Origin of the sequence: Rheinheimera mesophila (assembly GCF_000986865.1) — a bacterium.
Taxonomy (GTDB): Bacteria; Pseudomonadota; Gammaproteobacteria; order Enterobacterales; family Alteromonadaceae; genus Pararheinheimera; species Pararheinheimera mesophila.
Map to the genome: position 1 here is coordinate 1 of NZ_LAVS01000041.1, position 13,143 is coordinate 13,143.

Here is a 13,143-nt window from a genome sequence, read left to right on the forward strand (position 1 = left end):
ACCAGATTCTGCTCCAGGCTGTAAGGCTGCTCACCTCCACCCAGCAGCAACGCCAGCCAGTACAACAACACCAAAGCCACTGAAATTACAGGCAGGTAACGGCGTTTAACACTTAACACCAGCAAAGCCGCAAGCCAATAGGCCAAACCTATACGCTGTAATACACCGGGTAGGCGCAGTTCAGACAGCTCAACAGTAAAAGGCACATAGTTCAGCAGTACACCCATACCTATCAGCTTTAATGCCCTGCTACTGATCCGCCACACACTTTTCCCGCAGAGTTCTGTGGTTTTCAGCGAGTAAAACATCGCGGCCCCCACCACAAATAAAAAGGTAGGGAACACAATGTCAGCGAAGGTAAAACCGTCCCAGGACGCATGCAGCAGCGGACTGTAGACATGCTGCCAGGATCCTGGTGTGTTCACCAGGATCATTAAAGCTATGGCTAAACCCCGTAGAGCATCCAGCGCATAAAAACGTGGAGCTGACATCAGGAGTTTGTCCAGGCCGTTAACTTATGGCCTTTGATGGCATAAAACAGGATAAAGGCATAACAAGGCAACATCACCAGATAAGCCCCTTGCTGTCCAAGCCCGGAACTGCTGGCCAGTCCCCAGAACAACGGACCAAAAGCGCCACCGGCGATGCCCATAATTAATAAGGCTGAACCTATGCTGGTTAAAGCACCCAGACCAGACAAAGCCAAAGGCCAAACCGCAGGCCAGACAATGGCATTAGCTAACCCCAGTACAGCAATAAATAACAAGGTATCAGGCAAAGCTGTACCACCAAAAGGCACCAACAGGGTATTGGCAATCAGATAAGAACTGCTGTCACCTAACACTATCGCCAATGTCAGTACCAGACCCAGCACAGCAGATAAAGCCAGAGCTTTTTGCTGTGATAACACCCGGGGGATCAGCACTATGCCCAGCACATAACCCAGCACCATACAGGTCATAGTGTACGAGGTCATCACGGTGTAGCGTTCAACACCAAGGGATAACGCAAACAAGCCTATGGTGTCACCCGCTATCACTTCCACAGCGACATAAACAAACAAAGATAAAACCCCCAGAACCAGGGCAGGTTTAGCCAGCACAGCCTTGAGCTGGTCTATCCCCGTGCCTGTGTCTGACTCTTTTTCCAGTTCAGGCAAGGGCGAGTACTTCACCGCCAGCGCTAACAGCCCCAAAAATACAGCAAGTCCCAGATAAGGCAGGATCAGACTGGCTGCCATGCTATCCATTTGCTCCGCAGTCAGTTGACTACCGGCTGGGGCAGTAAAACCACTAACAATCAGAGCAGTAAAGACTAGTGGCGCAACCACACCAGCGGTTTTATTCAAAATACCCATAATACTGATACGCACTGCGGCTGTTTCTTCCGGGCCTATTTTCACTACATAAGGATTTACCGCGGTTTGTAATAAAGTTTGCCCCGCCCCAATCACCAGTTGAGCCAACAGGAATAACGCAAAGGTTTGAGTCTGGGCGGCCGGAATATACAGCAGGCCCGCCAACATCATCACCGCCATGCCCAACGCCATACCATTTTTATAACCGACGCGGCGTATCAGCCAGGCCGAAGGTAGCGCAGTAAAAGTCACGGCGATATAAAATGAAAACAGAACCAGTGATGCCTGCAAAGGCGTCAGTTGTAGCATCTGTTTTAAGTACGGCATCAAGGAGCCATTGAGCCAGGTGGCAAAACCTAACACAAAAAACAGTATGGCTACTATCGCCATAGGCACCACACTGCTGCGCACCTTAGGAGTCTCGACTGTCATTTCCATCATTCCTTCCTGTTGCTTTAATAATTATTATTTTGAATTTATTGGATATTTTACGTTCAGATAAATGGACGACCTTCCAGCCAGCACTGTTGCACCCGCCCCTCGTCATTCAGTAGCACCAGATCAGCTTTGGCTCCTGCCTGGATTTGTCCACGCTCAGCGCTGATGCCTAAAAACTCGGCCGGGTACAAAGACGCCATTCGCACTGCTTCGGACAGTTCCAGCCCCAGTTCTTTCACTGCATAATGAACGGCACTGGCCATATCCAGCACAGAACCGGCCAGATTGCCATCAAGGTTGGTTAACTTGTTACCGTCCCGAATCACTTTGCCATCAAAAAAATCAAACTCGGTTTGAGAGGTGCCTACCGGCGACATAGCGTCAGTGACTATTAAAAGCTTACCTTTTGGCTTTGCGGCCAGAGCTACTTTGACCGCCAGCGGATGCACATGCAAACCGTCTAAAATCAGACCACACCAGCTCTGCGGATCAGCAAGTGCCGCCCCTACGACACCGGGCTCGCGTGAAGTTAAAGGTGACATTGCATTGTATAAATGAGTAAAACCTGTAGCACCTGCGGCTAAAGCAGCCTGTACTGTAGCTGCATCTGCATTGCTGTGACCTAAACAAACGATGACGTTGGCTTTGACTAATTCGCTGATTTGCTCTGGGCTGATGGTTTCAGGCGCCACTGTCACCAGTTTGACACCAAGATCAGTACGGCGATAAATCGCCAGCTCAGCTTCGGATAGAGGCCGGATAAAATTCTGCGGATGCACACCCTTTTTCGGCACAGATAAATGCGGACCTTCGAAATGCACACCCAGGATACCGGGCTCTTTGCAGGCTATAGCGTGCGCTATCACGTCAGCGGCCTGCTGCATCACAGCCACTGAATCTGTGATCACTGTGGGTAATAAGGCGGTACTGCCAAACTGAGCATGGGCTTTGACCATAGTGCGTAGCGCTTCAATACTGGTGTCGGTATTAAATAAAGCACCACCGCCACCATTCACCTGCACATCGATAAAACCCGGCAGCAAAGTTCCGGCTTGTACAGGGCCGGCAGCAGGCCGGATCGAATGAACCCGCCCTGCTTCATGAGTCAAAGTCACATTCTGTTGCCAGTTCTGACCATCGAACAGCCGGGCGACTGAAATCTGTTGCATCAGAACCTCGTCAGACAGTTTTAGTAACTTTATTCAGGCCAGGAGGCGCATCTGGATTGACACCGCGGCTGCGGGCCACGGCTTCGACATCCAGATAAAAACGCTGCAACAACGCCAGTGGCAAAACCCGTGGGTTCGATAACAAATCGGCGTGATGCAAATGCACAATACGGGCGCCGCGACTGCGTACTTCGGCAATTTGTGCCTGATGCGCCGCATTGGCTTCGTCCGCTATGCTGACATCAACAATGGCGAACTGATCTTTGACTAAAGTGACAGGGCCATGCAGGAACTCAGCGCTGGAAAAGGCTTCGGCGTGAATACCGCAGACTTCTTTGAGTTTCAGCGCAATTTCGCGGCTGATGGCGTAACCCGGGCCACGGCCCAATACCACTAAATGCTCAACACCTTGTAAGGACTGTGCCGTAAGCTGAGCCGGCAATTCAATGGCACGCTGTAACACCTCAGGCAGAGCAATCACCGCATCCTGCAACTGGCTGTTACCAGACCAGGCCGCAACTAACTGCAACAGAGCACTTAAGGTGGCGAGATAACTTTTCGTTGCCGCTACCGCTTTTTCAGCACCGACATGCAGTGGGATCACCTGATCGGCCTGTTCGGCTAAAGGTGAAGTCTCATCGTTAACCAAAGCAACCACTAAAGCACCTGCCGCTTTGGCCATAGCCACCTGCGCCAGAATATCCGGGCTGCGGCCTGATTGTGAAATCACCAAAACCAGGGCTCCGGTTAAATCCAGTTGCTTGTTGTAGACGCTGGCAATAGACGGAGCGGCAGCAGCAACAGGTAAGCCTATCTCAATTTCAATCAGATACTTGGCAAATACGCCTGCATGATCAGAAGACCCCCGACCGACCATATAGACATAACGGGGCTGCTTTTGTTGGATCAGGCTGACAATATCAGCAATACGGCTGGCGTTGGCAGCCAATTGTTCGCGGATCCGTGTTGGAGCTTCAGCAGCTTCCTGCGCCATAATGGTTCTGGTCATCTTGATAGTACTCACAGCTAGTAGTTAACAAACAGATTAAGAAATGCGTTGGGCTTTTTGCTGGTTATGTCTGGCAAACCAAACGGAACCAAATTCAGGTGCAGCCAAAGCCGGTGTGACTTTTTGCTGTACCTCTGGAGCTAAATAAGGTTGTAACTTATGAGCCAGACCGCCAATTAAAGACAAACGCGGCGGGTCAATACTGAGTAACCGCTGAGCGATAGCGTTGATATGATCGGCTGCCTGCTGCACTATCTGCTGCGCCAACAGATCGCCCTGTTCTGCGGCGGTGAAGACCAGAGGCGCATATTTAGCGTAGGTGGTAGGGGTGGCGTGCATAAAAAAATCAACCAAAGCTAAGGTCTGACTGATTTTTAACTCGTGGCACAACAAATCAGACAGCAGGGTTTGTGGCCCCAATAAGTCTTTCGCTAACAGTACATGATGTACCATTTGTAAACCTATCCAGGCGCCGCTACCGTTATCACCATAAGGGAAACCATGGCCCCCTACTTCAATCAACTGACCTTTGACATCAGCCAGACCACAGGAGCCAGTGCCGGCAATAATGACAGCACCATCGCCGCCCTGATGAGCACCGATACAGGCCACGTGCAAATCGCTGGTTAAATGTAATTCCTGAAACGGATGCTGCCATTCGGAAAAAATACGATAATATTCGGGCATGTTGACGCCAGCTAAGCCTGCACCAACAATCAGCTTGGACATATCTTTAAACGCCATACCCGCGCACGTCAAAGCTTGCTGAGTGGCTGCAAGAATAGAATCAGTCGCGACCTTCATGCCACGTAATGGATTCGCAGGACCAGATAAGCCTTCACCTATGACCTGATTGTCTTCTGTAACTATGATTACCCGGCACTTACTGCCGCCACCATCTACACCTAAATAAAATGGGCCATCATAGCCTACTGCTGTAGTCATCCTACCAACCTCATTGTATTGTCCGCTGGTTCACGTTAATCCAGTCTGATTAAGCCTTCACCTGTTTTTGTCCGTTATTTCATCAAAAATCAAATTGACAGCGTTGTCATTTTTTCAATTCAGCATATAATAATTTTGACAAATAACAAGACCCTTGTTTAAAAATCGAACTTAATTTTTCAGAATACAGAAAAATAGATTTAAATTTATATTTAAAATCAAACAATTAAATAATAATCACCTTGTAATTGTTCTGTCACCTTACGCCTGGACAGGCTCTGAGTGAGTAGAGTAATTGATCAGGAAACATCATGCAGTACAGTGTACCGCTGTTCAGGGGAGCGTGCGATGAAGTATTTTCTATCACTATGGCTTGGTATCAGTTGTGTATTGAGCGGACAAGTTCAGGCCCTGACTCAGACGGAGCTGGCAGAGTTTGCAAAACACACTGAGCTCAAATTTGCAGTAAAAACTAATTTTACTTCAGCCACAACACCAAAACCTCAGGCAGAACTGATACTGCGCAATAGTTCTTCCGTGCCTCTGCGTACCGGTAACTGGGTACTGTATTTTCATTCCATCAGAAAACTGGACTCTGCGGTGCAGCAGGGATTGAGGCTGCAACATGTGCAAGGAGATTTGCACAGCCTGACGCCAGCAAAGGATTTTAAAGGTTTAGAACCGGGCCAGCAGCTCAACTTTAGCTTTGCCCCTTCTTCTTCTTTAGTCAGTTACAGCGACTGGATGCCGCGGGCTTTTATTACGGCAACAGGTTTAACGCCAGAAATCTTTGCCAATACCGATACGGAAGATTTCAGCCGTTTTGTCGAACCTTATACCCAACCAGAGCAATTACAACGCTTTAATCAGCCTGGACCGGATTTGTATCCGATAGCCACCAGCCAAAGCCGTTTTGTACTGAATCAACAGCAACTCTCTGCCTTTGACCAGCCTGAGCACTTATCCATAGTGCCAAAGCCGCAACAGATCCGTTACCAGCGCGGACAAACTCAACTGACAGCACAGTGGCAAATCTATCACAGTGGCCGCTTAACCTCTGAAGCAGGCTATTTACAGCGACAGTTACAACAGGCCACTGGCTTATCTCTGACCTTGACCACCCAAAAGCCAGCTCGAGGCCAGCCTCATCTCGCTTTAACGATTTCGAACAACACAGGGAAAGCCGAAGGCTACCAGTTAGTGATCCAGGATCAGCAGATCAGCCTGGCAGGTCAGGATAATGCCGGCGCATTTTACGCGGTACAAAGCTTACTGGCCCTGCTGCCTGTAACAGGCGATCGTACTGTTTTGCCCAATCTGACTATCCTTGACTGGCCGCGATTTGGCTGGCGTGGTTTGCATTACGATATGGCGCGTAATTTCCACGGCAAAGATGTCACCTTACGAATGATTGATCAGTTAGCACGCTACAAGCTAAATAAACTGCATCTGCATCTGACCGAAGATGAAGGCTGGCGTATTGAAATCCCGGGCTTGCCTGAATTGACTCAAATTGGTGCAAAACGCTGTTTCGATTTATCCGAACGGAGCTGTCTGCTGACGCAGCTTGGTACTGGCCCCTTTGCCTCTGGCAACGGCAATGGCTATTACAGCACTGCAGATTTTATTGAGATCCTAAAATATGCGGCAGAGCGCCATATCGAAGTGATTCCGGAAATAGATATGCCAGGTCACGCCAGAGCGGCAGTTAAAGCCATGCAAGCCCGTTATCTGACGCTCAAAGAGCAAGGCAAAGAGGCTGAAGCCAGGCAGTATTTATTGTCCGATCCTTTGGATCAATCCAAGTACATCACAGTGCAAAACTATACCGACAATTCGATCAATGTCTGCCTGCCTTCTACCTATGCTTTTGTCGACAAAGTGATGTATGAACTACAGCAAATGTACCGTCAGGCCGGATTAAAACTCAGCACTTTCCATATGGGCGGCGATGAAACAGGCGTGGGTTCCTGGACCGCCTCTCCTGCTTGCCAGCAGTTGATAGCAACACCGGACAATGCTGTAGCAGGTGTGGCGGATTTAAAGCCTTATTTTGTCGCCAAAGTGGCACAGTTAGCAGCCAACCGACAACTCGCTTTAGGTGGCTGGGAAGACGGTTTGATGTACGACGCCAAAAACCCTTTTAACCGCAAACAGTTCGCTAATGAACGGGTGTATGCCAATGTCTGGGACAATATCTGGGAATGGGGGGTAGCAGACCGCGCTTATCGCTTAGCCAATGCGGGTTATCAGGTGGTGTTATCGCACGGCACTCACTTGTATTTTGACCACCCCTACGAAGCCCATCCGGAGGAACGTGGTTATTACTGGGCCGCCCGCTTCACCGACGTTGCCAAAGTATTTGGTTATATGCCGGATGACCTATACGCCAATGCCGATAAAACCCGGGAGGGTAAGGTGATTGACGATCTGGAAACTCTATTAGGTAAAGAGTTACCCGCTCTGGAAAAACCAGAAAACATTTTGGGTATTCAGGGCCAGGTCTGGAGCGAAACTATTCGTACCCCAGAGCAACTGGAGAAAATGCTGTATCCACGCTTGTTGGCTCTCGCGGAGCGGGCCTGGCACAAAGCAGAGTGGGAAGGCGAAGAGCCAGACACAGAACAACGCCGGCAAGACTGGCAACGTTTTGGCTGGACCTTAACGCAAAAGGAATTACCACGTTTAGCCGAAGCCGGAGTGGCGTTGTATCTGCCACCACCGGGCGCTGTATTGCAGGACGGATTATTGCTGGCAAACAGCGCCTGGCCGGGATTAATCATCGAATACAGTGAAGATCAGGGCCAAAGCTGGTTGCCTTACTCAGAAGCGGTAAAAGTTGGCAGTGATTTATTACTGCGGACTAAAGCCAAAAACGGTGCCACCAGCAGAGTCACCCGGCTGGATTAGCAACCCTTGCCACACTGGCGGTTGGACCTGGGGCTAAGTTAACAAGCTAGCCCCAGGATCTGCTCCATCATCCAACTGGTTTTTAATGCCGTTTTGCCGGTGGACGGGTGACCAGTGCCATGCAGCAGATCCTGCACCATCGCCTGTATATGGTAAAACTGAATATGTTCCGGATGTGCAATGTCCAGGCTTAATTGCTGTTCTGCACTAAACAACTGCACGGGCTCATTTTCAAACACAGAAAACTCAATCCGGCCTTGACTACCATAAATCACTACTCTATCAGTACGCTGTGCTGCAGCGAAGTTCCAAAACCCTGAACCTAAACAACCTGACTGAAACTGCCAGACCGCAGCGACCGCATCTTCTGCCGCATAGAGTTGTTGTTGGTTCAGACTAATACCACGTACATCCACCACATCCCCAAGCAGATACCAGAGTAAATCCAGGCCATGGCTGGCTAAATCAACAAAGTAACCACCACCGGCTTTGGCCGGGTCGGTGCGCCAATGATAATGACCGGCCCGATCGGCTGTGGTGGGAGTGCGGCTGAAACTCCACTGCACCTGCCGCGGCGTACCAATCAATTGTTGGTCCAGCCACTCTTTGATTTTTAAAAAACGTGGTAAAGAGCGCCGGTAATACGCCACATACAAAGGCAACTGCTTCTGCTCAAAAGCCATCGTCATTTCAATACATTCGGCGGTATTCAGCGCCATAGGTTTTTCGACACAACAAATTTTCCCCGCGGCAGCAACCAGCAGAGCGTAGTCTTTGTGGCTGTCAGGCGGCGTGGCAATGTAGATCGCATCGACATCGGGATCGTGGATCAAGTGCAGCGCATCACCATACCAACGGGGGACCTGATGGCGTTTGGCATAATCTTGTGCTTTTACAGCATCACGGCGCATCACCGCCACTAAACTGGATTGCCCTACTTTATTAAAAGCCGGACCACTTTTTAATTCGGTGACATTGCCACAACCTATAATTCCCCACCGCACCTGCTGCATAAGTTCTCACAGTTCCAAACTCTGATAAGCCATTACTTTACTGAGCTACCGCACAGATAGCCAGACTCTGACGAGTACTGGTTTGCTGAAAAAGGCCAAAAAAAAGGATACTGCAGGCAGTATCCTTAAAGATCCCTTGGATAAGGATTGGCAAATAAAACAACAACTATGTTTGTTACTGAACCCTGTTGACCAACTACCAATCAACAGCATTCACCTAAGCAGAACAGCAACCTGCCCCGCCTACTCCCGATGACTGTGTCATCTGAGTCTACGGCTTCGGACACTACGAAACGGCACCAAACATGACAACGTTGTCATTTCTATAATAGTGTTTTTTTTGTGCAAATCAAGGAGTTTTTCAGATTAAATCGAGTCGGCAGAACAAGTGAAACAAGTTGAATGACAACAGGACTAAACAGATGAAAAGAGGAGGCAGTAAGCAGCACTCACATTGCTGCTTACTGATGATGGATCACAATTAAGCTGCAGCGGTCGCCGCTTTATTGGCTCGCTCGCCTAAACGCTGCACTTGCTGTAATGACATTAAATGAGCGTAAATTGCTGGCATCAAGCCACGTTTATTTAAATCAAGGAGCTGTTCATCAGACAATGAGTTCAGTTTCTTCTCATCGACAATATAAATTCCGGTAATTTCGCGGGGTTTGCCTTCAAGCTTGATAGTTAAAGTCTGTGGAACCAACAGCTCCATTTCTGCTAAGGCTTTATTAAAGGCTCTGGTCGTTTGAGACTGCAGGAAAAACTCCCGCATGGAGTCAACACGGGATTTTAAAAAGTCCGACTCTGAGCCATCTTCGTTGAACAGAGCATGGCCTGATTCTGTATTGACCATAGGGCTGGATTCAACCAAAGCGACAAGAAGTTGCCCTTCTTTGCTAGGATCGTCAGCCAGAATTAACGGGTGATTCCATAATACCTTAGGGACATAAAAACCTTGCCACTTCCCTTCGCTGATCATCAGGTTTTCACCTGTTTTTAACCCCAGCATGGCGACCACATCAAAACGCTCTGATGCAGGATCTTTGATAAAAACTATAGGTAATTCAGCACCAACTCGCACAAACTCCTGAACTACAACAGGCAGAATATGTTGCTCGTGCGCAAAAGCGAGCGCGTTTGCGGTATTAATTTTGGTTTGTGCATGTTTTTCTTTTTGTAATGGAGCAATTTGCAGTGACATGAAGAGTACCTTTTACATCATTAACGAATTCAACCCTGTTCGGGCTAACGAGCAATTTACAGCAGACTGATGTGTGCCAAATTCAGAGCTCAACTTACCCCAGTTTCTGCTTTGAAACCAGAGCAAACACAGAATTTTTACCGCCAACGCTGTAGCGGGTTGATCCAGCATTCATTTTATCCAGGGTAAAAAAAACGGCACACTCTGGTATGCCGTTTTTATGTTTTGGAGCTTGATTAGAATCTCAGATTCGCACCCAGTGTGAATCTGCGGCCGTTTTTATAGATAGAAGTCGGACGCTCTTTATCAATGTGGTATTGATACATCTCTTCATCCAACAGGTTGACTGCTTCAAATACAAACTGAACATACTCGTTCATATCATAAGTCAGGCTGGCGTCGACCTGACCAAAACTGTCAGTGTAGGATTCAGAACCAAACTCGCTTAAGCCGTTGTAGAACTCAGTACGATAGTTGTAGCTCAGGCGGGCACTGAACAGATCATTTTCGTAATAACCGGTTAAGTTAGCCATATGCTTTGAGCTGCCAATAATCAGGCCTGAACCTGGATTATTCACCGCATCACGGGCCTGATCACTGTCAGAATCTGTGTAGGTATAGTTGGTAATCACACCAAAATCACCGATAGCCTGCTGATAGGACAATTCCACACCCTGAGCTGTGCCGCCTAAACCATTGGCAGGTTCAGTGATCGCCACCTCAACGTTTTCGTCGTTGATTTCGTCGTAGACAGTTTCCAGAGTGACAGTATTGAGCACAGAACCTTTAATATCCTTGTGGAAAAAGGTCGCCGCCAATAAAGAACTTGGGTTGAAATACCACTCATAGGCAATATCAAACTGGTTAGCACGCACCGGATCCAACATTGGATTGCCGCGGCTACCTGTCAGAGTGACAGTGTTGGTTGATTGCTGGTTAGCGATATTGACATAGTCAGGGCGCGACATCACACGGGCTGCAGAGAAACGTAATAAAGTATCTTCTGCAACGTCAAATACTAGGTTCAGGTTGGGTAATACATCAGTGTATTCATGATCCACTGTGGCATAGCGCACATTCCAATTGCCTTCATTAGCAGGGTCAACAGCACCCGCTAACAAACTATAGCCATCAAGCATAGAAATAGAGGCTGCAACCCAGTCACCATCCCAGTTATAACCAGAAGACTCCACCTGAGTTTTCACTAAACGCACGCCCATATCACCGCGTACACCTTCACCGGAGAAGTCCCCTTTGATATAACCAGCCCACACCTTCTCGTTCACTTCCCAGGTATTAGGTAAAAACAGGAAGCGTGCGGTCGGAGAACCATAAGCTTCTGCCGGGAAAGCAAGACTTGCAGAATTAGCTCTGCTCATCAGCGGATAATAGGCATAGCTGTCGCCGCCAGCAAAATCAGCAAAGGTATATTGACCCAGCACCTGATTGGCCCAATTTGTCTCGCCCGGTTTTAACACACCATAAGGACCATTGACAGGGTCAACATGCTGAGAATCTGCACTCCAGTGGAAACGGATACCGTCTTGTTTCTGCCCTTTGGTATGATCCTGATAAAACACACCCGTCTTGATACTGTTAAACAAACCATGGTCCACATCAAAGGAATAATCCAGACCTGCATAGTCTTCTTCATCCGTCATAACACGCGAACCTTCCTGCATCCAGTCCAGCGTGCGACCGAGAATATCATCCTGAGTTTCAAGATTACCGGCCATGACATAGTTCGACAAATTCAGACCTGAATCGTAACTGGAGGAGGTATAAGTACCGTTGAACTGATGATATCTGTCACGTGATGTGCCACCTTCAGCTTCTGTTGTCCCCAGCTTACCTGTGATTTTACTGCCGCTATCCAGCGTGTGGTTGATTTCAAAATCATATGACTGAGCATCACTGTAGGAAATACGGTCGATGATGGCAAACTCCGAGCCGGCGTTGTTTGCCGTGCCGGACACTATGCCACTGCCTTTGATCACGGCTGAGTCTTCAACAAAACCTGAGTTGTAAAAGGTGTATAAATTGTGGTTAATGTTGTTCGCGTCCAGCGTGGTATCTAACACGTTTAATACGATGTCAGTTTGCTCTGATGGACGCCATTGCACTGAAACCAAACCGGTTTCACGCTCACGTTCCTGTTGGAAAAAAGCATCACCGATAATACGTGGAGCCCAGTAGTCTTCGCCATCCACTTCCTGACGGCCAAAACCCAGCACCTCTTTACCTTCACGGGCTAAAGTACGGTCCTGTTTGGTCAGTGACACGAGAACCCCGAAATTCTCGTCTTCATTTTTCCATGAATACAATCCGGACAACTGCGGATCCCATTCTTCGGAAACATCGCTGTATTGGTTCTGTACCTGTAATGACACTGTATTCGCATCCAGATCCAGAGGTTTACGGGTTTTCAGATAAACAGTGCCGCCTAGAGAGCCTTCCTGAATATCGGCTTGTGGTGATTTATATACCTCTAAATCAGAAACCAGGTTCGAAGGTAATAATGTGAAGTTAAAAGCACGTGATGGGTTATCCAACACGAACCAATCGGCGGAAGCTACTGAAGCACCGTTTAATAAAGTGCGGTTTTGCGCCGGATCTGTGCCGCGGACTGCAATTTTTTCACCTTCACCAAAACCACGGGTGACAGAAACGCCTGTGATACGGGATAAAGATTCGGCAACGTTTTTATCCGGGAACTTGCCAATATCCTCAGCAGTTACGACATCAACTACTGCGGCTGAAAAACGCTTGGCATTGATATTGGCTTCCTGTGAAGCACGAATACCACGAACTTCAATCACTTCGACTTTTTCTTCCTGCGCTGCCTGCTCTTGCTGCTGAGCAAGGGCTGGTAATGCACAGCTTGCGGCACCAATTAACAAACTCATTTTGACGGCAAGAGCACACTTATTCATTTTATTGTGCAACATTAGCTTCTCTCCCATTCCTGATCTTTTTTGTGCGATGATTTTTATGTCCTGAAACAACAGATTTGCATGATCCTCCATGACAACGCTGTCATTGAAATTTAACATACACAAAAAAAATCAGCTTTGCAAACTCCTTTAGCTGAAAATTTAAAC

9 protein-coding genes are annotated in these 13,143 nt (G+C 48.2%); 1 reads left to right on the plus strand and 8 read right to left on the minus strand.

All coding sequences use genetic code 11. From position 1 onward, the window contains the following. The 5 genes from SD53_RS12130 to nagK form a co-directional block, all read right to left on the minus strand. Window positions 1-491: heparan-alpha-glucosaminide N-acetyltransferase domain-containing protein (locus SD53_RS12130; RefSeq protein WP_046520503.1), on the minus strand; the 491-nt coding region annotated here is incomplete at its 3' end. Beyond that, window positions 491-1,789 (minus strand): N-acetylglucosamine MFS transporter NagP, encoded by a 1,299-nt coding sequence (nagP, locus tag SD53_RS12135; protein WP_046520510.1) that lies wholly within the window; start codon window positions 1,787-1,789, stop codon window positions 491-493. The genes SD53_RS12130 and nagP, both read right to left, overlap by 1 nt. Before the next feature lie 62 nt (window positions 1,790-1,851). After that, the gene (gene nagA / locus SD53_RS12140) at window positions 1,852-2,964 is read right to left on the minus strand and encodes an N-acetylglucosamine-6-phosphate deacetylase (protein WP_046520504.1); all 1,113 of its coding nucleotides are present in this window, start codon (window positions 2,962-2,964) and stop codon (window positions 1,852-1,854) included. Window positions 2,965-2,974: 10 nt separating this feature from the next. Next, window positions 2,975-3,973: a glucosamine-6-phosphate deaminase NagB-II gene (gene nagB-II, locus SD53_RS12145; protein ID WP_046520505.1), complete on the minus strand. Its 999-nt coding sequence runs from the start codon at window positions 3,971-3,973 to the stop codon at window positions 2,975-2,977. Between the two features lie 36 nt (window positions 3,974-4,009). Next, window positions 4,010-4,918 carry an N-acetylglucosamine kinase gene (gene nagK / locus SD53_RS12150; RefSeq protein ID WP_046520506.1) on the minus strand — a complete coding sequence of 303 codons (909 nt, stop codon included), beginning with the start codon at window positions 4,916-4,918 and terminating at the stop codon, window positions 4,010-4,012. A 348-nt stretch (window positions 4,919-5,266) separates the two neighbouring features. Between nagK and SD53_RS12155 the strand changes: the two genes are divergently transcribed. Next, window positions 5,267-7,828 (plus strand): beta-N-acetylhexosaminidase, encoded by a 2,562-nt coding sequence (locus SD53_RS12155; RefSeq protein WP_046520507.1) that lies wholly within the window; start codon window positions 5,267-5,269, stop codon window positions 7,826-7,828. 38 nt (window positions 7,829-7,866) lie between these two features. Here the strand turns inward: SD53_RS12155 and SD53_RS12160 are convergent, their stop codons facing one another. The 3 genes from SD53_RS12160 to SD53_RS12170 form a co-directional block, all read right to left on the minus strand. After that, complete coding sequence (locus SD53_RS12160) at window positions 7,867-8,841, minus strand: Gfo/Idh/MocA family protein (RefSeq protein ID WP_046520508.1); 975 nt, start codon at window positions 8,839-8,841, stop codon at window positions 7,867-7,869. A 481-nt stretch (window positions 8,842-9,322) separates the two neighbouring features. Beyond that, entirely contained in the window at window positions 9,323-10,042 is a 720-nt protein-coding gene (locus SD53_RS12165) for a SapC family protein (protein ID WP_046520509.1), read from the minus strand. A 236-nt stretch (window positions 10,043-10,278) separates the two neighbouring features. Continuing rightward, window positions 10,279-12,990, minus strand: coding sequence for a TonB-dependent receptor (locus SD53_RS12170; protein ID WP_046520511.1), 2,712 nt, complete (start codon window positions 12,988-12,990; stop codon window positions 10,279-10,281). Window positions 12,991-13,143 lie beyond the last annotated feature (153 nt).